Raw genomic sequence first — 25016 nt, 5'->3', positions numbered from 1 at the left:
CTTCCTCAATGATCCAGGCGACCGACCAGGGCGCGGGCGTCATCGGGCGCCCGCAGCTTGTCGGTGTTGTCGAAGTAGAGGAAGACGTCCCGCGGCGCGGGGTGCGGGTCCGTGGGCGGCTCGACATAATCGTCGCGCCCATAGTCGCCGACATCCAGCGGCCGACCCTCGGCCCAGGCGGCCACGCGCCGCGCCCAGCGGTCCAGTTCGTCGGTGCCGTAGCCGCTCCGGTACAGCTCACTGGAGCCGTGCAGGCGGCAATAGACGAAATCCGCCGTCAAATCCATCAGGCGCGGCCATTCCACCGTGTCGGCGCAGACCAGGGCCACACCGTGCCGACGCAACAGGTCGGTGAAGGCCGGATCACGGAAACTGTCGTGGCGGATTTCCACGGCGTGGCGCAGGCGCCGATGGGGCCCGGGCCGCATCCAGGCCCGGGCCTTCAGGTTGTCGTCATGGCGGTGGGCAAGGGCGGCCGCCTGCTCGGTATCGTGGGGCAGCAGGGCCAGGAAGTCGCCCAGCAACTGGGCGTCGAATTTGAAGCTGGGCGGGAACTGCCACAGCAGCGGGCCGAGCTTGCTCCCAAGCCGAAGCAGGCCGGAAGCCAGGAAGTTGGCCAGCGGCACCACGGGATCCTTCAGCCGGCGTATGTGGGTGATGTAACGCGGCGCCTTGACCGCGAAGACGAAGCCATCCGGTGTTTCCTCATTCCACCGGGCGAAAACATCCGGCGTCTGCAGGCCGTAGAAGGTGCCGTTGATCTCGATGCTGCGGAAGACGCCGCTGGCGTATTCCAGGGCGCGGCGCTGCGGCAGGCCCTCGGGATAGAAGGCCCCACGCCACGGGGCGTAGGTCCAGCCGGAAATGCCGATACGGACGTCCGCCTGGGGCGCCATGATGCCGCGGGCCCTTCCTTACCACCACTTGCCCAGCCACCAGGCCAGCGCGAAGGCCACGATCACGAGGGCCAGGCTGACCAGCAGGACGGCCAGCACGGGCCGGCCCAGGGTGGCGCCCCGGGCTTCACGCGCGGTCAGGACGACATGGTCTTTCTTGCGTTCCATCTTCGGGGCCCTCGCTTCACTGCCAGGTCATGGTCAAAGCAACCGCCGGGTGGTGCGCGCGGTTCCGTGGCCGCCGGCCTCGGACGCCGGGGCCACTGTTGCGCCCTGTCGGGCGGCCATTGATTTTCGCGTTACCCGCAGTAAGTGATTGTCCAAGGTGCGACCTCGGAAGATGGAGCAAGTGTGACGCTACTGAGATCAGCGCTGCGCGCGGGCACGGCCGCCTGCCACGCCACCCTGGACCAGCAGTTCGCCGCGTTGGATGTACGCCACCTGCCGGACTACATCCAGCTGCTGAAAGCCCAGCATCCGGCGTTGCGCGCCATTGAATTGAGCCTGGAGGCGGCGGGGGTGGACTCGATCCTGCCCGACTGGCCGCAGCGCCGCCGCCGCCACGCGCTGGAGGCGGATCTGGCGGCACTGGACGCGGCCAGCCGCCTGTCCGGCGTGCTGGTGGAAGCGCCGCTCATCCGCGGTCGGGCGCAGGCCCTGGGCCATCTATATGTGCTGGAAGGATCACGTCTCGGGGCCGAGGTGTTGCTGCGCCGGGTGCTGGCGTCCGACGATCCCCGCCTCTCCCAGGCGACCCGCTTCCTGGCCCATGGTCGCGGCCGTCCCTTTTGGCGCGACTTCGTGGACCTGTTGAACACGGAGCGGGCGGACGGTGCCTTCAAGGCCGAGGCTGTGACGGCGGCTGTCGCCTCCTTCGGTCTATTCCAAAAGGTGGCGGAGCAGATCCTGAGCCATTATCTGGTTGGCCACGACCGCAGGCGGGCGGCAAAAAAATGAGCCACGGCCCCAGATTCGCCTTAAATTTCCGGCAAATGGCTGCTTCACGGTCTTTTGGACAAATGGGGTTTCCCCGTGGTCGCGTCACATAGCCCAGGACATCGCGATATGGCCTCGGACGTGCCACCCGTGCCGCGGGATCTGCTGGACCAATGCGCGCGGGAACCCATCCGCATTCCCGGCGGCATCCAGCCCCATGGCGCGTTGGCGGTGCTGCGGCCGGACGACTTGGTCCTTATCCAGGCCAGCGCCAACCTGGGCGCCGTCTTGGATCGCCCGGTCGCCTTCGACGGCAGCCAGACGCTGGGCGACCTGGTGGGCCCGCGGTCCGCGCTGGAAAACGACGTCCGCCTTTGGGCCGGGGGCACGGACACCGCCTTCCTGGAGCAGCACCAGATCGACGGCCGCGCCTTCCACGTCAGCGGCCACCGCGCGTCCCAGGGCTTGATCCTGGAGTTCGAGGCGTTCGATGAGGCCGAGCGAGGCCACAGCGCCAGCCTCTACCAGCTGCTGCGTGACTTCCTGGACAATTCAGACGCGCTGAAGACCGTGGCTGATCTCAGCGCCGGCGTCGCGGCGGAAGTGCAGGCCCTGACCGGCTTCAACCGTGTCCTGATCTATCGCTTCGATGAGGAATGGAACGGAACCGTCATCGCGGAAAAGGGCGACGGCACCCTGCCCTCCTACCTCGATCTGCGCTTTCCCGCGTCCGACATCCCGGCCCAGGCGCGTGACCTGTACCGCCTGAACCGCCTACGCCTGATCCCCACCGCGACATACACGCCAGAGCCCCTGGTGCCCGCCCTGTGCCCGACGGACGGGGCGCCGCTGGACATGAGTTTCGTGGCGTTGCGCAGCGTCTCGCCCGTGCATTTGGAATACATGCGCAACATGGGCACGGCGGCCTCGCTGTCCATCTCCATCGTCATCGATGGGCGGCTGTGGGGCCTGATCTCCTGCCATCACGCCCAGCCGCGCTATGTCGGGCCTCAGATCCGGGCGGCTTGCGACTTTCTAGGCCGCATCGTGGCGCAGCAGATCGCGGCCCGGGAGCGGACGGCCGAGATCGACGAGCGCTTGCAGCTGAAAAACATCGAGACGGAGCTGGTGGCCCATCTGGCGCGGGCGCCCGGTTTCCAGGCCGGCCTGGTGGATTGCGCCGGCCAGTGGCTGGCCCTGACCAACAGCGCCGGTGCCGCCGTCGTCACCGACGGTATCGTCCTGGCCGCCGGCAAGGCGCCGCCCATCGACAGCATCCTGGCCCTGGTCGAATGGCTAAGGGCCAGGAATGTCGAGCAAGTCTACGCCACGAGCAACCTGAGCGCGGACTGGCCGCCGGGCAAGGATATCGCCGGTGTCGCCAGCGGCGTCATCGCCGTGCCCATCTCCCGCGTCCATGCCAGCTTCATCCTGTGGTTCCGGCCGGAGGTGGTGCAGACCGTGCGCTGGGGCGGCGATCCCCGCGCGGCCAAGGCCATGGACACCGCCGGCCGCCTGCATCCCCGCCAGTCGTTCGAGGCGTGGAAGCAGGAGGTGCGGGAACGGGCGCGGCCCTGGCGGCCGGCCGAGCTGCTGAGCGCCACCGACTTCCGCGGCGCCATCATCAACTTCGTCCTGCAGCGGGCGGAGGAGCGCGCCCAGCTGACGGAGGAGCTGCAACGCTCGAACAAGGAGCTGGAGGCGTTCTCCTATTCCATCTCCCACGATCTGCGGGCCCCTTTCCGCCACATCGCGGGCTATGCCGAGCTGCTGGGCGAGGAGGAGCCGAACCTGAAGGCCCTGTCGCGCCACTACCTGGACGGCATCATCGCCGCGGCCCTGTCGGCCGGGGAGCTGGTGGACGACCTGCTGCACTTCTCGCAACTGGGCCGCACCAGCCTGAAGATGACCCGCATCGACATGGCCAAGGTGATGGCGGAAATCCGGCGCAGCCTGGCCATCACCGAAGGACAGCGACCGGTGGAGTGGGAGATCGGCGTCCTGCCCCCCGCCTGGGGCGACACCACCCTGGTGCGCCAAGCCCTGTTCAACCTGGTCGACAACGCCTTGAAATACAGCCGGGACGCCACCCCGCCCCGCATCAAGGTGTGGGGCCAGGACCGGCCCGACGAGGTGCTGTACTGCGTGGAGGACAATGGCGTCGGCTTCGACATGAACTATGCCGGCAAGCTGTTCCAGGTGTTCCAGCGCCTGCATCGGCAAGAGGATTTCGAGGGCACCGGCATCGGCCTGGCGTTGACGAAACGCATCATCGACCGGCACGGCGGCACGCTGGAAGCCAAGGGCGCCGTCGGCCAGGGCGCCACCTTCAGCTTCACCCTACCTAAGCGACAGACAGGAGGAAACCGTGGCCACGCTTAGACCCATCCTTCTCGTCGAGGACAATCCCGCCGACGTGGAACTGACCCTGGCCGCTCTGAGGAAAACCCAGCTGGCCAACGAAATCGTGGTCGTCCGCGACGGCGTGGAGGCCCTGGAGTACATCTTCAGCGAGGGCCAATTCACGAACCGCGAGCCCGGCGCCCCAGCCGTCGTGCTGCTGGACCTGAAGCTGCCCAAGGTCGATGGGCTGGAAGTGCTGGAGAAGGTGAAGTCCCACCCCCGGCATCGCGCCACCCCCATCGTCATGCTGACGTCCTCCCGCGAGGAGAGCGACGTGGTGCGCAGCTATCACTACGGGGTCAACTCCTTCGTGGTGAAGCCGGTGGACTTCAAGGCCTTTTTCGAGGCCATCCGCGACCTAGGTATCTTCTGGGCGGTGCTGAACGAGCCCGTGCCTGGAGATTTTTAGTGTCGCTACCCGCGGAAAAGCCTGTAGCCCTGCTGTTGGTGGAAGACAGCGACATCGATGCGGAACTGATCGCCCACCAGTTCCGCAAGATCGATCAGCCCTTGATCCTCACGCGCGTGGCCGTGCGGGCGGAATACGAGGCCGCGCTGGCGGGGGGCGACTTCGACATCATCCTGTCCGATTATTCCCTGCCCGGCTTCAACGGCCTGGCGGCGCTGGAACTGGCCCGCGCCCGCGACCCGGCGGTGCCCTTCATCTTCATCTCCGGCGTCATCGGTGAGGAGTTCGCGACCGAAGCCCTGCGCGCCGGCGCCACCGACTATGTGACCAAGCGCAACTTGGCCCGCATTCCCATGGTGGTGACCCGCGCCCTGCGCGAAGCGGAAGACCGCCGCCAGGCGCGGCGGTCGGCCCAGGCGCTGCGGGAAAGCGAGCAGCGCTTCCGGTCCATGGCGGACAACACGCCGGCCCTGATCTGGTCGTCCGACGCCGAGGGCCGCATCATCTTCGCCAACCGCCGCTTTGAAACGGAATTCGGCATTCCGCCGGCGCGCATGGAGGCGGAGGGTTGGGCCGCCCTGATCCATGAAGACGACTGGCCCACGCTGAGCGCCGTGCGCCGGGCGCTGTTCGTCGGGCGCACCCCCTTCCTGGACGACATGCGCGTGCGCAAGGCCACGGGCGAGGTGCGCTGGCTGCGCTGTGAAAGCAGCCCGCGGTTCGACGACGCCGGCACCTTCCTGGGCTTCCTGGGCTGCGCCATCGACATCACAGAGACCAAGCTGGCCCGCGACGCGCTGGAGGCGGAGGTGGTAGCGCGCACGGAGGAGCTACGCATCAAGGAAGAGGCGCTGCGCCAATCGCACAAGATGGAGGCCATCGGCCAGCTGACCGGCGGCATCGCCCACGATTTCAACAACATGCTGGCCGGTATCGTCGGTGCCGCCGACCTGATCCAGAAGCGGGTGCGCGACGCGCGCTTCGACAGCATCGGCCGCTATGTCGACAACATCCTGTCCTCGGCGCACCGGGCGGCCGGCCTGACCCACCGGCTGCTGGCCTTCGCCCGCCGCCAGACGCTGGATCTGAAGTCCGCCGACATCAACCAGCTGGTAAGCTCGCTGGACGACCTGCTGCGCCGGACCCTGGGCCAGGGCATCGACCTGCGGATCTCCCTGGCGCCCGAGGTGTGGCCGGCCATCACGGACGCCAACCAGTTCGAGAGCGCCGTCCTGAACCTGGCCATCAACGCCCGCGACGCGATGACGGCGGGCGGGCGACTGACCATCCAGACCAGCAACGTCACCATCGGCGAAGGGGACGAGCGGGCGTCCGCCGACCTGCAGCCCGGCGACTACGTCCTGACTTGTGTCACGGACACCGGCATCGGCATGCCCCCGGAGGTGCTTGAGAAGGCGTTCGACCCCTTCTTCACCACCAAGCCCATCGGCCATGGCACGGGCCTGGGACTCTCCATGATCTATGGCTTCGCCCGCCAGGTGGGAGGGCATGTCACGCTCGCCTCCACTCCGGGCCAGGGGACCACCATCTGCCTTTACATGCCCCGCGACCGTAGCGCCCAAGCGACCGCGGAGGCGCCCAAACCGGCCCCACCGGAAGCCCCGCCCAAGGGACGGGGCACCGTGCTGGTGGTGGAGGACGAACTGGTGGTGCGCATGGTCGTCGTCGACATCCTGGAAGAGCACGGCTACGGCGTCATCGAGGCCGAAACCGCGGCCGACGCCCTGCCCCACCTGGAAGGGACCGGGACCATTGACCTGCTGTTGACCGATGTCGGCCTGCCCGGCATGAACGGGCGCGCGCTGGCGCATGAGGCTCGGCGCCTGCGGCCCGGCCTCAAGGTCCTGTTCGCCACCGGCTACGCCGAGGGCGCCAGCCAGCGCTCCGCCTTTGTGGGCGATGGCATGGACTATATCGCCAAGCCCTTCGACCTGGACGAATTGGGGCGGAAGATCCGGGCGCTGACGAAGGTATAGGCCCGGGGCTGGTCACCAGTCCTTGGCGGGAAACCGGCTGGAACGGTGCCCGCGCGATCATGGTGGCGGTGCCGCTATTCGTTGATGCGGTCGGGAACGCGGACGCAGGCCCGGTTCCGTCGCAGGGCGGTGAAGGGCTCGACGCGGCGAGATCAGGGAAGAAGCCGGGCCGGTGGGACAAGCCGCCGCGCTTGCCGAACAAGCGGATCGCCCTTTTTCTTTCTCGCGCGCCGCACCGGCCGGATATATCCGCCCCATTTTTGTGGACCTGAACGGCAAAAGGACCAAGACCATGATCCAAGCCCACGCTCTTCCCTTGGTGACGGGCGCCTTGTTGGCAGGGTTGGCCCTGGGCGGAGCCCATATCGCCCAGGCGAAGGATGTGGACCTGCTGGCCCCACACTGGGACTTCAGCCTGCGCGAGTCGCCCGACCCGCCCGCACCACAGGGCCCCGCCGCCTACGCCTCCACCGTGCCAGGGGCCACCTGGAATTTCGTCGCCTGGAATATTCCAGGCGGCGACCTTTCCCCCTTCACACGCCAGACCTCGGGCACCAAGACGGTGTTTTCCTCAACCGCCAGGGAAGCGTCGGTGACCGTCACCCAGGTGAAGGGGGCCACCTACGCCACGTACAAGTTGACCCAGGACGGCACGGTCCTGCCATGTCAGGGACCGGATGGACAGCCGCGTGAATCCGACCTGTTCGCCAGCCCCAACGACAAGGTGAAGCCACCCCACGAGTCGATCGGCATGATGGCCGATGGCAAGTACGCCCTGACCGACCTGGATCATTTGTTCAGCGATACCGACGTTCGTATCAAGTATGGGAACCTGAAGACGACCAAGGGCTGCGCGGTCAGTCAGGGCGGGCCACTGATTTCCGTCGTCCTGAACAACCCGACGTCGCATCAGACGCTTTTCTATCAATTGGCGCTGGGCATGATCTGCGGCCCCCAGCCCGAAGACCGTCAGCGCTTCTGCAATGACATGGTGACCAAGCCGAGAACCGATTATTTCTTCATCAAGGACCCTTTCGGCGTGGATGATTTCCTGCCCCTGTTGGGACAGCCGTTCCTGAAATCCGGCGAACGTCGCGACGTGCGGGTCGACATCCTGCCCCGTCTCCTGAAACTCATCGCGGAGGCGCCGGCCGGCATGGACCGGCGACCGGAAAACTGGCGCGTCGGACACTATTACAATGGCCAGCACATCTGGGGCGACATTACGCTAGAGAGCGAATGGACCACCGCGCGGCTGATCGCCAGCCCCAAGGCGCAAGGCGGCAGTCCATAACCGATATGCCTGTGACGACCGGAAAGACGATCGCATGCTCACCCTGTACCGGCTGGAGGATGGCGCCCTGAAGCGGCGGGCTCCAGGTGCCGATTGCGTTACCGACGACCTCTGGATCGACATGATCGCCCCCACCAAGGAGGAGGAGACGGCGGTCGAGGCGGCGCTGGGGGTGGAGATTCCCACCCGGGAAGAGATGCGGGAGATCGAGACCAGCGCCCAAGTGTACAAATCCGGCGACGCCCTGGTCATGACCGTACGGGTGCTGACCCGCCAGGCCCCATTGGGACCCGCGCTGGCCGACGCCACCTTCATCCTGACGCCGCGGCACCTGGTGACGGTGCGGTATCTGGACAGCACCCCCTTCCGCACCTTCGCCGCCCGGGTGGACCAGGGCACCAACGTGCCCACCGACCCCGAGGCCATTCTGCTGGGCATCCTGACCGCCATCGTCGGCCGCGTCGCGGACGTATTGGAAGAGGTGAAGGACGGGCTGGACACTCTGTCACGCTCCGTCTTCAGCCAGGGCGGGGAACAATCGCCCAGCATCATCGACGCCGACCTGCAGAACGCCCTGAAGCGTATCGGCCGCAGCGGCGACCTGGCGTCGCGCGTGCGGGAAAGCCTGCACAGCTTGGCCCGTACCGTCTCTTTCCTCAAGGCGGCGGAGAAGGCCACGCCCATCGCCCCGGAAATCAAGCTGATCCTGAACACGCTGAACGGCGACATCCAATCCTTGCTGGACTACAACCTGTACCTGGCGCAGACGACGCAATTCCTGTTGGATTCAACCCTGGGCCTGATCAACATCCAGCAGAACGCCATCATCAAGATCTTCAGCGTGGCGGCCGTCATCTTCCTGCCGCCGACGCTGATCGCCTCCATCTACGGCATGAATTTCAAGCACATGCCGGAACTGGACCTCGTCTTCGGCTACCCCGGCGCGCTGTGCCTGATGGTCGTCTCCGCCATCCTGCCCTATTGGTACTTCCGCCGCCGTGGCTGGCTGTGAGGATCAGGCGACCTTAATAGGCGTTTCCGGCACAGGCGTCAGCACTGGCCGACCCTGGGCCCAGGCCACCAGATTGTCCACCACCAACTGGCCCATCGCCTGGCGGGTGTAGGTGGTGGCGGATCCGACGTGTGGCAGCAGCACCGCGTTGTCGAGGTCCAACAGCGCCTGGGGCACCTGGGGCTCGTGCGCGAACACGTCCAGGCCGGCACCTAGGATGGTGCCGTCCCGCAAGGCCGCGATCAGCGCATCCTCGTCCACCACCGTGCCGCGGGCGATGTTGATGAGAACGCCGTTGGGGCCCAGGGCCTTCAACACCGCCGCGTCCACCATGCCCCGCGTCTCCACCCCGCCCGGGGTCACCACCACCAGCACGTCCACGGCCCTGGCCAGATCGACGGGGGTGGCGTGATAGGGCAGATCCACATCCTCCTGCCGGTGGCGACCATGATAGTGCACGGGCACGCCGCAAGCGGCCAGGCGCCGGGCGATGGCCTTGCCGATGCGGCCCAGACCCAGGATGCCCGCCGTGCGGCCGCGTAGCGTGGGTGTCAGGGCGAAGGGCCTCTCCAGCCAGTTACCCGCGCGCAAATAGCGTTCCGCCTGGGGCAACCGCCGGACGGCCATCAGGGTCAGGGCCAACGCCGTATCCGCCACCTCCTCCGTCAGCACGTCCGGTGTATTGGTGACCGTGATGCCATGGGCCCCCGCCCATTGGACGTCGATGCTGTCGTAGCCCACACCGAAGCCCGCGACACATTCCAACCGGGGCAAACGCCTCATCAGGTCGGCGGTGACGGCCGCCCCGCCGCCGGCGGCGATGGCGCGGATGCGGGAGGACACCTCCGCCAGCAGGGCATCCCCATCCGCCGCCAGCCACAGCTTGTGCACGCGGAAGGCTTGGTCCAACCGCTCCATCACGAAGGGCATCATGGGGGCGGGCATGAGTAGGTCGATATCGAAGTGGGACGCCATTCTGCCAAGGTCCTCTTGCCGTTCTGGGGGCGAGCCCCAATTTCCTGAGGGGGGTTGCCGCCAGCATAGGACGCCCCTTGGGTGCTTGTCTGCCATGGCCCGCCCCTGGTGATTGGGGGCGTTCGTGGCTTTGGGCCGGTTCGCGTGGTGGCGGCGAGCCGCGGGCGGGTATAGTGTGCCTGATTGGCGGAACCGTTGACGGGTTTAGTCGCGAGCCTGTGACAGCGCCCTTTGCCATTGGTCCGTACATGCGTTATGGTTTGAGAATGATTTGCATCTACGGTGCTTGGCCCCGTCCGCGACGGGGCGGAAGCCGCCGGGGGACATGACGATGTCGTTGATGGATGCCATTGCCGGAACGATGGATCACACACCGGAGTTCGGGCCCGGCGAGCATTTGCTGGTGTGGGCCCTGCGCCGCATGGTCAAGGGCAAGGACTATGGCCCCCTGGTGGGGCGGGAGTTCGCCGACACCTGTGGCGAGGATGGGCGCGAGGTGCTGGCCACCCTGCACACGTTCCTGCTGGCCCTGATTCACACCTGCCGGCGGGAACTGTCCATTGGGCATCCCGGTTGCCCCAGCCTGACGGGGGACGAGCGGCAAGTGCTGCACTTGGTCGCGGCCGCCCAGAACGGCAAGGAGGCGCAATTCGACGCCCAACTGCGCTGGCTGGCCACGGACGAGGACCGCCCCGCCTTGGCGATGACGGCGCGGGCCCTGGCCTTCGCCCTAGGGCACAACCGCCTGACCCTGACGCCGCCCGCATCGCAGCTGCCCACGACTTGTGAGCGTGAGGCACTGAGCGCCTAAACCGCGCCTGTTATCGGAGCGTGCGCGCATTGCCGCCACGATCTCACGCTTCAGCGCCTCACTCCAACTCCGACGCCGGCGCTTGCCGCCCATCGTGTCCATTATCCCGGTCGTGGACACTTCCCACCCTCACACGCCAGTTCTCCTTCCAGCATCAGCGAACAGCATCACAGATGGGAGGCGGCCCTCGGCGGAGGGGTACGCCTCAACACGTTCCCGAAGGTCTTCTGAATACGGCTTGCCCATGATCCACCTCCGATAAAGATGAATCACATCCAGCCTTCAAAGGGAATCCATCGATTCCGGTTTCAAGCAGAACGCTCTAAGGCCCAGGCGACGAGGCCGTTAGCATCCTGCGGCCCACGCCGCATGCTTACCCTCAAACCCGCCGCCTGATAACCTCACCAGAGGGGGCGACTGTCAGGGGATAACCATCTCCGTACAGACAGCGTCAGCTTCCTCTATCTCGCTGGGATTAGCGGGATCTATATCGTATGCTGGTGTTCTCAATCGAACTCGCCAGTACGTTTTCAGTCAGAATCACTGCTTGGGTCCGCACCGGTTAGACATCAAAGATATTAGGATTCAAACCAAGAACTTTGAGCAAATTGTTAAATTCTACAAACATCCGCTCATTTTCTTTGACGCGCTGCCATTGAAGCGTATTATTGTATTCTTCCTCGGTGAGTAAATACATTGATGCGACATGGAAATTAATACCTCTGCTATCCTTTAGGCGCTGCAAAGCTTCGCGATCATCGGGATTGACAAAAGGCTCCAGCTTCTGACGGCCCAGCTTCCGAAACATGCTATAAGGCTTTACCTGATAATGTACATAAAAAATATCTCCCTTTATCCGCGGCAGTCCATTGCGGGCGACTCCATTATGATAGCCGATGTCAAGACGCACACACTGATGACCACTGAAATAAACTTTGGTATATTGCCCATCACTTCGCCACCTGAAAACGCCAGGGACGGCGTTAATATTTTCAAAACAGCCCGGCATCTCGTAAATGCCTTCTCGCGACTTCAGGCGCGCCAGATAATTGTGAATATCTTCCCGCCGACAAGAAGGCCGACCATCAGCCGTAAATACGGCCAGAAATTCATCGCAGTCCATCGGAAATACGAAATCGAAATTACGCGTAGACTCAATTTCGTTAATGAGCTCTGACGTGTAATTACCCCTCAGACTGAAATCCGTCCCTGGTGGAATACGGGTTATGCCAATCCCTGCTTGCTCATAGAATTTCAGCTTCTCAATCACCATCGGATCATCCGACGCGTTGTCGATGATGTGCAGATTCTCCATGCCGACCATGTAAGCATGATAACGCACCCATGGATCGAGACATGCAGCCTCATTCTTTTGAGCCAGGACACATAGGATATTCATGACAAATCATCTTCCTCTAAGGACACTCTACGGAGCTGATGCGATATCCAATCAAGCTGACCATGCTCTTATATACGCGTTCAGGCCGCTCATCATCGACTGATTGCTCCAGAGATATTCCCATTCTCCGAATCGGCCAGCTAGCGAGACACCCTGCCTCTCAACCCAGGACCTTACCACATCTCGACGCTCTTCCATCCCAAGGTCAAACACGACATTGGCATATGGAACGTAAGTATGATGCATAAACATGATATCTTCTGAATGCGCAAGCCCCATCTTGATAATAGCTTGCAAGGTATTTTGCTTGATCTCTTCAATAGATAGATTGCGGGGCTTTTCACGGGACCAGTAAATTTCGAATTGGAGAGCGCTGCAGCCTTCCGGCACGTTCGCTGGCGACTTACGGTTCGGGGAGTAGGCTCGCGACGCCAGGATGTCCTCATCATAAATGTAGAACCAAAGCGCGGGCGATACGTTAGGAATTCTAAAACCTACGGAAATCAGATCAATCTCTGTTGCATATAGCGAATCCGCTTTTTGCTTGATGTCGTCAGGCACATCCTTCGCTATTGAAATCAACTCGGGCAACGGCATGGTGGAAATCAGCCGTTCATAAGCTACTTCCAAGCCACCCGAGAACGTTACCTTTTTTTCCGCGAAATTCACGCAGATCGCCTTCAGATTGTAATGAATATTTGCTTCATCAATAAGATGTTGTATAAAAGCCTTATATCCGCCCCGTTCAGGATAGCGCATTTCCTTAACATAGTATTGATTAGGCGTTTTGGAATCGAATGCGCCCATAAGGACCTCGCTGATATCCGCCTTACGCATTCTCTGACCAACCCAAGCTGTTCCCAATCGGGCAGCTTCGATGGTCCAGTACTTCCTTGTGTATTTCAGAGGCCAGCGTTCAGCAATCTCATACCCATACTGCTGGACGAGCCAATCCTGATAATTGCAGATGTTTCCGCTTTCTGCATTTATCAGCCCTTTGATAAGATTAACTTTTTCTTCGGCTGGAAGAGGGTGCATATTGGTCTGTGCGGGATGCTTCAACCAGTAGCCATTGTCCCAATTGAGCGAAACCGGGATATGCGTAATGTGGGGCGTCCTGTCAAAAACCTCGCGAACAGCAAACTCGGATGCAAACGAAAGATGCACCGCAGTATCAAAGCAGAAGCCATCAATTAGAATATTGTCGAGAAGGCCACCCGCCCGATCCCTTGATTCATATATTTCGGCACTCCTAGACTGCAATTTGGCTTGATAAGCAGCTGCAAGGCCGGCGATGCCGGCACCGATAATTATCGTTTCTGGCAAGATTACCTCCTACGCCTCCTTGAGAAGCTCAAGGGTGCGGTTCAATTCTTCCCTCAGACCCACATGTCCAGAGGGAGCGAAGCCAAACCTTCTAAGTCGTTCAACATTAATTGTGTACGGACACTGAACAGATCTAGCGACCACTTCCTGGCTAGTTATCTCGACATCCATGCCCAACACAGTCTTTGCCGCATTTTGCATCAGCATGGCTATATCCATAATCGTTAATGCCAAGTCGCCCCCAAGATTAAATATGCCATCACTAAGATCGCCATCACCCTCCAAGAGCAATGCCATAGCCTGACAGACATCCTTCATGGGCACAAAGTCCCGCCATTGATTGGGAGATCTTATGTTCATCTTCCCACTGGACACAACCTGACGCGCGAGATCGTTTCCGACCAGAGTCCACCGATCGATACCCTTCCAAGCTGGCGCACCGATCGCATTTGAAAGGCGAACGGACAAGCCTCTTATTTTACCGGCGTCATGGACAGCAAAAACGTAGTCCTCGGCAGCCTTATGGCTGATTGAGTAGGGATACGCGGCCCGCGTTATGGCGGTTTCATCGTATCGCCCTCGTAAAGGCGATCCATAGACATGAATCGTCGACATGAATGCAAAGGTACCAACGCCCTCTGCAATTGCCAATTCAAGCAATCGCCGGGTTCCACCACACGTCTCTAGCATCGCTGCTTCCGGATCTTCGCGGCTGCGCACCTCGTTCGCCGCTGCGAGATGGATAATGGCGTCGACCCCCTCCAAAAGGAGGGCATCCTTTTTTGTGAGGGCTAGGCTATCCAACCTGACCAGCTTAGCGCCTTCCGGCCAGCCAAGCGGCACGTTACGTAAACTTCGGGTTGTGCCAATAACCGAATGCCCCTGCCTCGCAAAATATTGCGTCAGCCTACCACCCACATATCCCGTTGCGCCGGTAATCATAATCTTCATGCTGTGCATCCGTTATGATCGCACCCGGTGATAAGCTAATATTACATCCACGACCATGTAAACGCGTCTAACGGAACTGTAACTGCCTCAGCCGGATCGTGTTCCATACTGGCTATATTTAATAAAATACTTTCGCCTGGAGCCACACCGCCAAAAGCGACCCATAGGCCAGGCGGCACCGTCAGCCGCCCGTAACTATCACCACGATCCGGGGTCATCTGGAAGATGGAATAAGTTCCTTCGGTTTCATTGTGAACCAAAAAGCGAACCTCTCCCTTTATTACGATAAGGTTAAGCGTCATTTCCATATGTTTCTTCCAGCCTTTTATGGCCTTTTCTAGAACACAAGAAAAATATGCTTCTCCGAATCCAAAATACTCATCAGAACTTGCTTTTAATCCATGCAAAACATCTCCCGTTGTGACTGGGATACGTTTCAGCGGGCGATAAATCGCGCTCAGACCAGTATCACTTTGCCCAGACACAGCCGCGTTCTCCAGCTTTATTCTCATAGAAAGCAATGTCCCGTGCCGTAATTTCCGACGCGCTACCGCCATTCTTAACAACGTCACGATACCATGAACCGGTAAAGTCGACACATTCTTCGTAGTTCAGGGTGGGCATCCACTTCAACTCAGCCATCGCCTTGTCGATATTGAGCTTTAGAAGACCCGCCTCATGGAATGGGATATCGTTGGTGACGACATAAGCATCATCCGAACTCTCAAAGCCCCAGATGCCCGCGAGATCCGATAGAAGTTCGACCACAGTCGCATTTTGCTCGGCCTTGGGGCCGAAATTATAACTCTCACCGTTGAATCTATCGTCCGCAACTAAGCGCGCCCCAAGTTGCAGATAGCCGCTCAGGGGTTCGAGCACATGCTGCCATGGCCGCGTTGCGCGTGGGCTACGAATTTGCACGGACTGCTTGGCTTTCCAGGCTCGGACACAGTCCGCCACGATGCGGTCCGGAGCCCAGTCGCCGCCGCCGATGACATTGCCCGCCCTCGCAGTCGCCAGTCGTACCGGGCATTCTGTCTTCGAGAAGTAAGAATACCAGTAAGACGAGAAAATCACTTCTGCCGCGCCCTTGGAGGCACTATAAACATCCTTACCCCCAAGACGGTCGTTTTCCCTGTAACCCCAGAGCCATTCAACGTTGAAATATGCCTTATCGCTAGTGATTATAACCGCAACGCAGGGCCAAGTGACCTCCCGGAGCGAGTTCAGCACACAAGCTGTCCCCATCACGTTGACGCCGATTGTATGTAACGGATCGGAATAAGAGTTCGAAACAATGGCCTGGGCCGCCAGGTGAAAAACAAAGTCCGGGCGGAAGTCCAAAATAAGTTGCCGGACTCTTTCGGCATCCCGCACGTCTCCAATTTCGTGACGAATGAGCGAGGCCAGACATGCATCTTCGAAGAGGGACGGCTTGGTGGGGACACCGTCAGAATAACCACAAACCTCGGCGCCCATACGGACCAGCCACGAAGTCATCCAGCTTCCCTTGAAGCCGGTATGTCCTGTCACCAGAACACGTTTTCCCTGATATGCTCCAGCAAACATCATCAGAATTACCACACTTTCCAGTTAGCGGAGCCGCTATCCCATTGCTCCCTAAGGAACGTAAGGTCACGGACTGTATCCATGCATTGCCAGAACTTGTCGTGACGGTAGGCCATAAGTTCGCCTTCATTGGCCAGACGCTCAAGCGGCGCCCGCTCTAGAACTGTTACATCGTTTTCGATGTAATCGGCGACTTCGGGCTCGAAAACCATGTACCCGCCGTTGATCCAGCCTTCGCCCAGTAAGGGCTTTTCATTGAAGGTAGCAATCTTGTCGCCTTTTATGGTCAGACCACCGAAGCGAGCGGGCGGCCGGACGGCTGACAGGGTCGCCTTTTGACCGTGTTTTTCGTGGAATTTGACCAGAGCATTGACGTCGATATTGGCCACCCCATCGCCATAGGTCGCCATGAAACGGCGACGCCCCAGGAAATTCGCCGCGCGCTTGATACGCCCACCTGTCATGGTATCTTGACCCGTCTCTAAAAGATGCACAGTCCAGTTTTCGCCGGCCTCATTACCGTGCATCTCAACGACGCCCGAAGCAAGGTCAATGGACATGCCCCCTTGACGCGCCTTGTAATCTAGGAAAAATTCCTTGATCACATGGCCTTTATAACCGAGACACACGACGAATTCATCATATCCGTAATGGGCATAAGTCTTCATTATGTGCCACAGAATTGGATACCCGCCAACTTCTACCATCGGCTTCGGCTTCGCCTCCGTCTCTTCGCGCAGTCGCGTCCCCAGGCCACCCGCCAACAACACAACCGGTATAGACATAATAGCTCCATCAGACTAACCCAGTTTTCCTGGGCAAATTGAAAAAATAAACCCAAAATTATTTAATTCCACCATGAGTTGTTGCCCGCTCAAACCCTTTACTTCAGTGCAAAATCTATAATATACTGACTTTATATTTCTTTCACTTTTAAGAAATGCCCAATTTAATAATATGAACCTCGAATTGACTTTGGCGTTTTATACTCACAAAGTCGCCCTTTTGGGCCTCCTAGACACAGAAGGGCAACTTAACGGTAATAAATTCAGAACATATCTAGCGATCTGCCCACCTTATGTAGAATTAATATGTATTGTAATATTCGATCAACTGCCTTATCTCAAGCTAAACCTCCTCGCCCCCGACAGAAAATTCTGCCCTTCGCTAACTGACACCAAGGTTCCAAGCTCCTGAGTCGGATAAATCAGTAAGCCCCCACGGCCCATAGCGTCAACTGCTGCCGGTCTGAACGACACCGGGAAACTCGATCAAGCCACCTGGCATTCTGTTAGAGTCGGTTAGGCTGCGGCGCCCCGGCCGGTCACTTCGACATAGGATTGTATAGATCGATATAATCTTCAGCCATTCTCTCTTCAGAGCGACAACGATAACGCCGAACAGCCTGCTGGCGTGCCTCCAGTTCTCCGGGATTGGCCTTGAGGCGATTTACCAGTTCGATGATGGACTCAACCGTCATCTCGGGCAGCACCCACCCCAAATTATGAGCATGTACCCGCTCCCCCACCGCGCCGAAGTTCGAGGCGATCATGGGAATGTTCGACATGGCCAGCTCGGTAACGACATGGGAATAGGTTTCCGGCCACTGGACCGGAACCAAACCCACCGTAGGCGCGATCCGGTCCAGGATCGAGGGCAGACGCCCCCGTGAATAGGGGCCGTAAACCACGCTGCGCGATTGGCTTATAAGCAGGCTCATATACCCGACGACATGGATTTCCGCGTCAAACCCTCCACCCGCCACGGCCTTGGATAGGTCCTGCACCAAAAGGGCACCTTTGGCCTCGTTAATAGCCCCGACCAGCACGATGCGGAACGGCGCTTCGGTCGCCAACGGCGTGGGCGGCCTGGCCGCCCCTTTGTCGGGCCAGTCGGCGGCACTCCGGCCATGCTCAATGATATGGAACTTGGCCAGGATTTCGGCTGACACATAGGACTGGAAGACGTCGATCGTGGTCTGCGATGTCACCACAACGGCATCCACGTGATCCAGTGCGGCGAGGCAACGGGCGCGCCAAAGGTACACCGACTTCCCCCGCAAAGGGGGCGCGGAATCATCCAAGTCCGCGGGCAAGCACCGCTTGGTCCCGCCACCGCAGTCACCGCCGCAGAACTTGTTGTCGCCATTAAACAGGAACCCGTTGAGGCAAAGGGCGATAAAATCGTGCGCCGAGAAGATCAGCCGCGGCACGAAGGGGCGCAAATGCACCAGCAATTCCGGCGAGAAATAAATAACCGACCGGACATGAGCCACATCCGGTCGGAGGGTCTGGACAATCCGTTGCAGGGCCGCCACGCGTGACTCATCGGGCAGGATGTGCTGGGCCCAGGGCCGCTCAAACTCGATCGTCTCGACCTCGTCCAACCGGGAGACGGCAATGCCGTCATCACCGTCATCGACGACCGCCGTTTCCAGCCGCCACTGCGTCCGGCCGCAGCGCAGCATGAAGACGCGAGCCCGGCGTGCGACCATCAGGGCCAAATCCTGGCTGGTGGCGACGGCTCCCCCCTCCGCATCATGGATGACGTAGAGTATGGTCCGGTTCGCGACATCCTCGGCGTTACGCGGCATCCCCAGCTTGGTGGGGGCGACCGCGGCAGGATTCCAATAATCCAACTCACGCACCGCCTTCAAATGCCCCAGGGCGAACGGCGGAAGCGTAAGGGCCACCTGAATGGATCCAGCGCCCTCGACGGCAAGGCCCAAGGGCTGATCGAGGTAATCCAGGATACGGCTGTCCAGCGGCACCTGGAACGCCAATCCCCATCCACACCCGCGCGCGCGCTCGACATCGGTGCGCCGCCCCCGCGCCCACCCCTCGCCAAGGACCTCGTCACCACGGCGCAAGGTCAAGGCATAGCTATCCGCAAACGCGGTGCCATCCAGCCCAATCCATCCATAACAGACCAAACCCTGAATGGATTCGATATGGACGGCGACAACTTTTGCCCCGCCTTCGATCGCGGTTCCGTCAACCATCAAGAAACACCGTTCTTCGCGTCCACGACCAATCGCACCATATCCCTCTTCTTAGCCGATGAGGGCGAGGTTGTGCTCCGCCGAAACGTTGCCATTCCCCGTCGCGAGATCACGAATGGCCAGCATGGCGGCCAAAAACTGGTCGGCGCTGGCATCAGCCGAGATGATCCAGGAATAGGGCCGCTCCGCCAGGCGCTCGGCGAAAGCCCCCAAGTCCGTCGCCAGGATGGGCAATTGCGCATCCAGCGCCGCGCTCAGGGTGTAAGAGTAGGTTTCGGGCCAGAGCGCCGGGAACAGCGCCAGCCCAATCCCATGCTCGTTGATGAGTTGCTGAAGCGCATCCTCCTCATAACGGCCGGTGACGATGCAGCGCTTCGCCAGATCACGGCTCGACGTGTAGCCGATCACCACCAGTTTGATCGGCAGGCCCCTCTTCTCGATCAGCAAGGAAATCTCATCCAGCAGGTTGGCACCCTTTTCCTGGCTGATTCCCCCGATGACACCCACCACCAGCGGCGCGTGTTCGTCCAGCTGCCGGGTACGCACGATCTGCCGGCGGCGCGTCAGCGCGGGGCTTTCCTCGTGGCCACGCATCGTGACCGTGATGTCGGTATAGGTCTGCTGCAGGCGCCGTTGGGCATCGACACTGGGGGCGATCACCGCCCGCGCATGCGCGAGCAGGTCATGTCCCTGCTGCCGCCAAAGCTCTGTCGGCAAACCGTAGGTGGCCGCCAATGGGCGGGCGACCAGGCATGTGTCGCAGGCGTCGGTGCCGGGAACGTGACAGAAACGCCCCTGGCTGAACAGGTTAATGCGCGGGCACAGCGTATGATAATCATGGACATAGAAGTCGGCCCGCGGCAAATCCAGACCGCCGGACAGCAAACGCCACATCTCGGGCGTGAACCCCACCAGACTGTGGATCTCCACGGCCGTCACATTGGCAAGGGCGGCGAGATGGGCCAGAAACTGCCCGTCCTCAGACGCCCCGCAACTCGGAATGGTGTAGGACACATCCTTGTCATGGGTCCGGATGCGGAGATCCAGGACACCGGAGCCCTCGACCCGCGGACTGAGCACCAGCGCCCGGCCGCCGTTGGCCAGCAGAAGCTCCACCCGTTCGTTGACGAAGCGCCGAATTCCACCGCCCCGCTGGTGCGTGACGAAAAGGGTCGTGCCGCTGAGCCCCGCCGAGCCGGACCTGACCTGAAGCGTGAAGTCCAGGGATTTCGATCATGCGCTCTTCGATGAAGCGCAGGACATTATTGTGAAAGGTCGGATAGCGGTTATTGATGATGCCGGACGCCGTCAGTTTGCGTAGTTCCGCCGAATTACCGAAGCTGACGCTACCCTCATGATAAACGTAGGTGTCGAGGGCCACGACCGAGTCCCAGCCGGCGATCTGCGCCCGGCAGGAGAAGTCCACTTCCTCGCCATAGCCCTTGCCGAACGCGCGCTCATCGAACAGGCCGACCTTCGCCAGCACCGAACGCTTGATGTACAGGCAAAAGCCGTGTCCCGTTGGCGCCGGCAAGGATTGCCCCGCGAATTCCGTCATCAGCGCCTGGTTGACCGCCGTCACCTTGGCCGCCTTGTCCGATAGCGGGACGGCCGCCATCTCGTCAGACCAGCATCGCAGTGAGAAGACCGAGGCGTTGTTGGACAGTGGATGCACCAGGCCGATCGTTTCTCGGCTGTAGGCCACCCCCTGTAGTTGATCCAGCCAACCATCGCCCACGACGGCGTCGCTGTTTAGCAGCACCACGTCATAAGGGTCGGAGACCGCCATACCCAGATTGACCGAGCGCACGAAACCCCAGTTCCGCGGATTGGTCAGCAAAACGACATTGGGCAAGGATTGTATGGTCTGCAGATAGGCGGTGATGCGCTCGTCACCCCCCCGGTCATCGACAAGGATCAGGGTGCACGGCACCGCGTTGCGGGCCGCCAGCGCCGCCTCGATGCAGGCCTTGGTTTCCTCGTACCCCCGATAAATCGGTATGACGACCGCGACATTGGGGCGACCACCGCGCCGCGGCGTCTTCGTGGGCAGCGCCACCGATCCACCCTTCGCCGTCAACACCGGCATGAGCGAGGGGAACGGCCGGTATCCCGTGGCGCGGCCAATGCTCAGGAAGTGCAACAGGGGCTTGGTGTGCCATTCCGGCTCATCGCGCAGATAGGTGTCACGATACCATTGCGGCGAGAACAGCGGAGACGGCGTGCGGTCCTCACCCATGCCGGCCGTGAAATAATGGACATAGGGATTGATGCCGGCGTTGGCGACGTCGTTGTAATTTTCCAGATAGAAGACAGGATCCAAATAGGGACTAAATCCTCTTTTTTCAAAAATTCCCATGGAAACAAAATGAATCCAGGCGTCAATGCCGGCGCCATTCACATCACTATTTATCAATAAATAGTCGGTTGGGGAAAACACTTCTCGAATTTGCGAGATCACGGTTGGCGAGTTGTCCAGCTCATCGATATAGACACGCCCCTCCGCCCGTCCATGCCGGATATAGTGTATGGAAGGGTTTTGTCCAACAACGTCGGGGTTAAGCCGAAGATAAGTCAACGAATCAAAATCGTCAGGCAATTGATGGTAGGTATGCATACTCAACCTCCAAACGCACTATCGGTAGTAAAAATGTCCATTGTTTGAAATACCTGGCACGCCAATGCATACCGTTCTCTTGACTTACGCTGGAAATCCACGCGCGCTTCAACTTCAGCCTTGAACTGAAGCTGCTGCACCGCCAGCGCAATCGGAGGAATGAACGCGGACAAAACCGCCATGGAATTCCTCAACGCCGCGACGGTTGCCTGAGAGGCATCCGGAGAGCCGCCCGAGCCCACATCGGGCACGTCGACACTCAGCATGTCGCCAAGCCGCACGACGGCATCGACATTGAGGCGATTGATCGCAAGCAGTTCCACCAGCGCGTACTGCAGGTCGTTCATCTGCCGGGCCCCAGCCTCTTGTCGTTCCCGGATATCCGCCAACTCGTCCAGCAGCTCCGAATAACGGGTTTCCTGCATAAGGGCGTAAGACTTGGACGCCATCAGGGACATGGCGAGCGTCTCGTTCTCCGGCTCCGCTTTTTTCAACTGATGCGCCTGCAGCAACAGGGCGTTGACCTTGCCAGCCAAGGCGCGCATCGCCCGCTGGACGGAGGCGTCGTCGTCGATCAGGTCCGCCTCGACCAGCGCGGGAACGTGGCCAGCACCCCCGCCATGCGACACCAGAACCGCCTGCTCGAACCGGGTCAAAGCATCCAGACTGATCGACGCCAAGCCACCAACCTCAGTCAACGTGGCCTGCAGCTCTTCGACGTGATGGCGCCAATGATCGCGATCGTCCCTCATCTGCGAGAACTGGTCCGCCAACTCTCCGTAGCGGCCTTCCTGCAGGACAGCATAGGATTTGGCCGCAGCGACCGCCGGCAGTCCCGTCCTCTCCTCCGCCTGCCGACCGGCCCACTCCATGAAATGGGTCAGCTTCTTGGACAGCGCCAGGGACACGCGCTCAGGCGACGGCAGGGCGGCAACCTCCTGGAGGGCCAAGTCCTGGCTCTGGTCGTCCTCCGTTCCATCCTCCACCATGCCGTGGCGGTGCCCGAACTGGGTCAGGGCCCGCAGCGCGTTGGTGTTGGTGGCCGTAAGCCGAACCAACTCCTCCCGCGCTTGGCGTAGCTCCGCACGCAACGCGTCCCGCTCCTCGACCAAAAGGGTCAACTGGTCTGCCTGCTCCTGATATCGTCCCTCCTGCAACTGCCCATAGGCCTTCATGACCTCCAGCGCCATGAGTTGCGGCTGCTCGGACTGCTCCACGACGGTCCCATGCACCACCTCATCAGCGGCCGGGGCCGCCGGCATCGACTTGGCCGCCCGGGCCGCATTCGCAAGCGCTAGGATCTCGTTTCAGGAGGGGGGAATCGAATCCATTCTCTTGGGCGGCCTCTTCTGTGTCACCTGCGCCCGCGGCGCCATCCTGGACACCTGGGATCGTCGCAGACAGGTCCTGCAGCAACATCCGGGCGGCGTTCAGCTCCGCCCCTTCCCGGCCGAGATCGCGCTCCAATTCCGCAATCCGCCTGCTCTGCCCTTGAGCCGCCAAGGCGAACGCGCGCGTCACGGCCTGCATGCGGCCGGCCAAGACCTCAAGAGCCATCGGCAGGGAGGTCATCCCGGGCGAGTCGGTGGGCTCAAGGCCGGCATCCTGTTCGGCACCCGCCACCGCTTCCGACAGGGGCTGGATGATCGAGATATCCTGGGACGCCCGCTCAAGCGCCGCATGACGCTCGGCCAACGCCGCCTGCGCATCCTGCAGCGTGTTCCGCTCCCCCTCCAAGGCGGCCACCCGATCGGTCAGCAGACGCCTCTCGGCGGTCAGGAGAGAGGCTTTCGCCACTTGCCCCGCCAGGGCGGAGGTCTGCGCGATCAGATACTCCACACGCTCGGAATAGACCTTGCGCAGCGCCGTTTCGGCCTGCCCCGCCTCACGCGCCTTTCGCGACACCGCCTGCTCGGCCTCCAGCGCGCCTTGCGCCGCCTTCAACTGCCGCTCCAGTTCCTCAAGGCGCGCCATCAGCTTCGCCGGATCCCGCTGGATCGGCGACTTATCGTGGTAGCGGGGGGCGGCTAGAATGCCGGCGGCGACCGCGCTCAGGTTATCTGCGGGAACGTTGGGAATGGTCTGGGCCTCAAGCTTGGACTGAAGTTCTTGCCAGCGGTCCTCGCGACACCCCACCAAAGCCGTCTCGGTCGCGTAGCTGAAAGGAACGTCTTCGTTACGTTTGAAGTTCCCCACAGAGAATGGCTTAAATTGGCAAAGTGTCCAGCGATACCCTGGCAACTTCTTCAGCACCGGAGAAATCTGGAAGAAATCATTTACAGTATTGCACTCAATATAAAGATATGGAGACAGCCTGTTAATTGTATTAACAGCGCCAAGGAGAATTGGCACTTCCATCCCTTCGGCGTCAATTTTCATTAAATCAAGTCGGTCAAGCGACAGACCATCAAGAGCTACCAGGGAAATGTCCATTTCCCGGTCAATCACTGCGTCGCCTTCAGGCGTGACCTCCGCCCCTATCCTGAAGCTGCCCCCGTTGAATTTTTTCAAGCCACGCATGACGATACGCTGACGGACCTTCCGCACCGACTCCGCCAAGGCGAAGGGGTAGACCTCCAGTCCAGGCACACCCTGCGCGTTCATTCTGAGAACAGCCGCAGTCAGGGGATTCGCCTCAAACGCCATCACACGCCCCCCCACGCCGATAGCCTGGGCGAGAGACCTACTATGGTAGCCAATGTTGGCACCAACATCAACACAACAGGCGCCCCGCGCCACAAGAGAGGACAGAAGATTTACCTCCTGCTGCGCCCACTCCCCGTATTGTTCAAGACTACGCCCAATAGGATCGTCCTGAATAAAATACTTCATCAGGCCGCAACGCGCCTCAACATCACCAAGAATACTTGCGCTGTTGTCAACCAGCGCACGCCGGATCGGGGCGCTTTCATCCCATATCTCTTGGGCCATTTTCTGAGCGGCCGCTGCGGACAACGGCCGCTTGAAGGATCCCAATAAATCAAACTTCATGACTGGCCCCATTTACCCGAGAACTAACACTGCTTCCCCGCCAGCTTATATTCACACCTTAAAATCCTTCGGTCGCGATACCTTCACTTCTTTGACACGCGCCCATATGTCAACACGCCATGAATGGAGGCAATATACAAAACAGAATAAATATCACTTAAATTGCATAGCATAAGTCATGCCCATGGCACAACCAGTCCCGGAAAACGCTCCGGCGGCCATCGACAGGAAAGCCCGCCCCTTGGTCCGGAAGCGCATCATGACGACGGGCGAAGAACGGCACGACGCGCCCGATTCCGACAGGCCCTGGTCATCGAGCCGCCCGCGCATCCCATTCCAGCAGGATGGTCAATCTTACTATAAACGGCTCCAATATGACACTCGCCACCGCTTCGGGCAGGGGGTTCCACCGTGAGACCGGCCAAGCGG

General features: G+C 60.7%; 21 protein-coding genes. 7 read left to right on the top strand and 14 right to left on the bottom strand.

Features of this window, described 5'->3' with window-relative positions; genetic code table 11:
- Positions 1 to 5 precede the first annotated feature (5 nt).
- Together UAA55_RS09035 and UAA55_RS09030 are read right to left on the bottom strand one after the other, a co-directional pair.
- Complete coding sequence (locus UAA55_RS09035) at positions 6 to 896, bottom strand: DUF72 domain-containing protein (RefSeq protein ID WP_322952357.1); 891 nt, start codon at positions 894 to 896, stop codon at positions 6 to 8.
- 18 nt (positions 897 to 914) lie between these two features.
- Positions 915 to 1064, bottom strand: a complete 150-nt coding sequence (locus UAA55_RS09030; protein WP_157999499.1) for a hypothetical protein — start codon at positions 1062 to 1064, stop codon at positions 915 to 917.
- 183 nt (positions 1065 to 1247) lie between these two features.
- Here UAA55_RS09030 and UAA55_RS09025 point away from each other — a divergent pair, with 183 nt between their 5' ends.
- The 6 genes from UAA55_RS09025 to UAA55_RS09000 all read left to right on the top strand — a co-directional run bounded on the left by UAA55_RS09025 (position 1248) and on the right by UAA55_RS09000 (position 8947).
- Positions 1248 to 1853 carry a biliverdin-producing heme oxygenase gene (locus UAA55_RS09025; protein ID WP_322952356.1) on the top strand — a complete coding sequence of 202 codons (606 nt, stop codon included), beginning with the start codon at positions 1248 to 1250 and terminating at the stop codon, positions 1851 to 1853.
- Between the two features lie 108 nt (positions 1854 to 1961).
- A complete protein-coding gene (locus UAA55_RS09020; protein ID WP_322952355.1) occupies positions 1962 to 4214 on the top strand; it encodes an ATP-binding protein in 2253 nt (750 codons plus the stop codon).
- Positions 4201 to 4644, top strand: coding sequence for a response regulator (locus tag UAA55_RS09015; RefSeq protein WP_322952354.1), 444 nt, complete (start codon positions 4201 to 4203; stop codon positions 4642 to 4644). The genes UAA55_RS09020 and UAA55_RS09015 overlap by 14 nt, the downstream gene beginning before the upstream one ends.
- Entirely contained in the window at positions 4644 to 6641 is a 1998-nt protein-coding gene (locus tag UAA55_RS09010) for a response regulator (protein WP_322952353.1), read from the top strand. The genes UAA55_RS09015 and UAA55_RS09010 overlap by 1 nt, the downstream gene beginning before the upstream one ends.
- Positions 6642 to 6933: 292 nt before the next feature.
- The gene (locus tag UAA55_RS09005; RefSeq protein WP_322952352.1) at positions 6934 to 7935 is read left to right on the top strand and encodes a hypothetical protein; all 1002 of its coding nucleotides are present in this window, start codon (positions 6934 to 6936) and stop codon (positions 7933 to 7935) included.
- A gap of 34 nt (positions 7936 to 7969) precedes the next feature.
- Positions 7970 to 8947, top strand: coding sequence for a magnesium transporter CorA family protein (locus UAA55_RS09000; protein WP_322952351.1), 978 nt, complete (start codon positions 7970 to 7972; stop codon positions 8945 to 8947).
- Positions 8948 to 8950: 3 nt separating this feature from the next.
- On the opposite strand, the gene UAA55_RS08995 is transcribed toward UAA55_RS09000, so the two are convergent.
- Entirely contained in the window at positions 8951 to 9922 is a 972-nt protein-coding gene (locus UAA55_RS08995) for a 2-hydroxyacid dehydrogenase (protein ID WP_322952350.1), read from the bottom strand.
- Between the two features lie 361 nt (positions 9923 to 10283).
- On the opposite strand from UAA55_RS08995, the gene UAA55_RS08990 reads away from it, so the two are divergent.
- The gene (locus tag UAA55_RS08990; protein ID WP_322952349.1) at positions 10284 to 10733 is read left to right on the top strand and encodes a hypothetical protein; all 450 of its coding nucleotides are present in this window, start codon (positions 10284 to 10286) and stop codon (positions 10731 to 10733) included.
- Between the two features lie 562 nt (positions 10734 to 11295).
- Here the strand turns inward: UAA55_RS08990 and UAA55_RS08985 are convergent.
- The 11 genes from UAA55_RS08985 to UAA55_RS08935 form a co-directional block, all read right to left on the bottom strand.
- A complete protein-coding gene (locus UAA55_RS08985) occupies positions 11296 to 12132 on the bottom strand; it encodes a glycosyltransferase family 2 protein (protein WP_322952348.1) in 837 nt (278 codons plus the stop codon).
- A gap of 51 nt (positions 12133 to 12183) precedes the next feature.
- Entirely contained in the window at positions 12184 to 13458 is a 1275-nt protein-coding gene (locus UAA55_RS08980) for a protoporphyrinogen/coproporphyrinogen oxidase (protein WP_322952347.1), read from the bottom strand.
- Positions 13459 to 13467: 9 nt separating this feature from the next.
- On the bottom strand, positions 13468 to 14409 hold the full coding sequence (locus UAA55_RS08975) for an NAD-dependent epimerase/dehydratase family protein (RefSeq protein ID WP_322952346.1): 942 nt from the start codon (positions 14407 to 14409) through the stop codon (positions 13468 to 13470).
- Positions 14410 to 14450: 41 nt separating this feature from the next.
- Positions 14451 to 14894, bottom strand: a complete 444-nt coding sequence (locus tag UAA55_RS08970; protein WP_322952345.1) for a dTDP-4-dehydrorhamnose 3,5-epimerase — start codon at positions 14892 to 14894, stop codon at positions 14451 to 14453.
- On the bottom strand, positions 14878 to 15993 hold the full coding sequence (gene rfbG, locus UAA55_RS08965) for a CDP-glucose 4,6-dehydratase (protein ID WP_322952344.1): 1116 nt from the start codon (positions 15991 to 15993) through the stop codon (positions 14878 to 14880). The genes UAA55_RS08970 and rfbG overlap by 17 nt, the downstream gene beginning before the upstream one ends.
- A complete protein-coding gene (gene rfbF / locus UAA55_RS08960; protein WP_322952343.1) occupies positions 15987 to 16763 on the bottom strand; it encodes a glucose-1-phosphate cytidylyltransferase in 777 nt (258 codons plus the stop codon). Before rfbF ends, rfbG begins: the two co-directional genes overlap by 7 nt.
- Before the next feature lie 539 nt (positions 16764 to 17302).
- Entirely contained in the window at positions 17303 to 18982 is a 1680-nt protein-coding gene (locus UAA55_RS08955; protein ID WP_322952342.1) for a glycosyltransferase family protein, read from the bottom strand.
- A 48-nt stretch (positions 18983 to 19030) separates the two neighbouring features.
- Entirely contained in the window at positions 19031 to 19993 is a 963-nt protein-coding gene (locus UAA55_RS08950) for a glycosyltransferase (RefSeq protein ID WP_322952341.1), read from the bottom strand.
- 7 nt (positions 19994 to 20000) lie between these two features.
- Entirely contained in the window at positions 20001 to 21596 is a 1596-nt protein-coding gene (locus tag UAA55_RS08945; protein ID WP_322952340.1) for a glycosyltransferase family 2 protein, read from the bottom strand.
- 2 nt (positions 21597 to 21598) lie between these two features.
- A complete protein-coding gene (locus UAA55_RS08940; RefSeq protein ID WP_322952339.1) occupies positions 21599 to 22858 on the bottom strand; it encodes a hypothetical protein in 1260 nt (419 codons plus the stop codon).
- Positions 22836 to 24587: an FkbM family methyltransferase gene (locus UAA55_RS08935; RefSeq protein ID WP_322952338.1), complete on the bottom strand. Its 1752-nt coding sequence runs from the start codon at positions 24585 to 24587 to the stop codon at positions 22836 to 22838. The genes UAA55_RS08940 and UAA55_RS08935 overlap by 23 nt, the downstream gene beginning before the upstream one ends.
- Between the last annotated feature and the right edge of the window lie 429 nt (positions 24588 to 25016).

Source organism: Nitrospirillum guanabarense, assembly GCF_034653355.1.
Taxonomy (GTDB): Bacteria; Pseudomonadota; Alphaproteobacteria; order Azospirillales; family Azospirillaceae; genus Nitrospirillum.
This window is presented reverse-complemented; position numbering and strand designations above follow the sequence as displayed.

Coding starts and splice junctions, on each gene's coding strand:
- UAA55_RS09030 (WP_157999499.1), bottom strand. CDS start 1,064: ATGGAACGCAAGAAAGACCATGTCGTCCTGACCGCGCGTGAAGCCCGG.
- UAA55_RS08935 (WP_322952338.1), bottom strand. CDS start 24,587: ATGAAGTTTGATTTATTGGGATCCTTCAAGCGGCCGTTGTCCGCAGCG.
- UAA55_RS08975 (WP_322952346.1), bottom strand. CDS start 14,409: ATGAAGATTATGATTACCGGCGCAACGGGATATGTGGGTGGTAGGCTG.
- UAA55_RS09035 (WP_322952357.1), bottom strand. CDS start 896: ATGGCGCCCCAGGCGGACGTCCGTATCGGCATTTCCGGCTGGACCTAC.
- UAA55_RS08990 (WP_322952349.1), top strand. CDS start 10,284: ATGGATCACACACCGGAGTTCGGGCCCGGCGAGCATTTGCTGGTGTGG.
- UAA55_RS08995 (WP_322952350.1), bottom strand. CDS start 9,922: ATGGCGTCCCACTTCGATATCGACCTACTCATGCCCGCCCCCATGATG.
- UAA55_RS08985 (WP_322952348.1), bottom strand. CDS start 12,132: ATGAATATCCTATGTGTCCTGGCTCAAAAGAATGAGGCTGCATGTCTC.
- UAA55_RS08940 (WP_322952339.1), bottom strand. CDS start 22,858: ATGCCGGCGGCCCCGGCCGCTGATGAGGTGGTGCATGGGACCGTCGTG.
- UAA55_RS09005 (WP_322952352.1), top strand. CDS start 6,934: ATGATCCAAGCCCACGCTCTTCCCTTGGTGACGGGCGCCTTGTTGGCA.
- rfbF (WP_322952343.1), bottom strand. CDS start 16,763: ATGTCTATACCGGTTGTGTTGTTGGCGGGTGGCCTGGGGACGCGACTG.
- UAA55_RS09000 (WP_322952351.1), top strand. CDS start 7,970: ATGCTCACCCTGTACCGGCTGGAGGATGGCGCCCTGAAGCGGCGGGCT.
- UAA55_RS09020 (WP_322952355.1), top strand. CDS start 1,962: ATGGCCTCGGACGTGCCACCCGTGCCGCGGGATCTGCTGGACCAATGC.
- UAA55_RS08945 (WP_322952340.1), bottom strand. CDS start 21,596: ATGCATACCTACCATCAATTGCCTGACGATTTTGATTCGTTGACTTAT.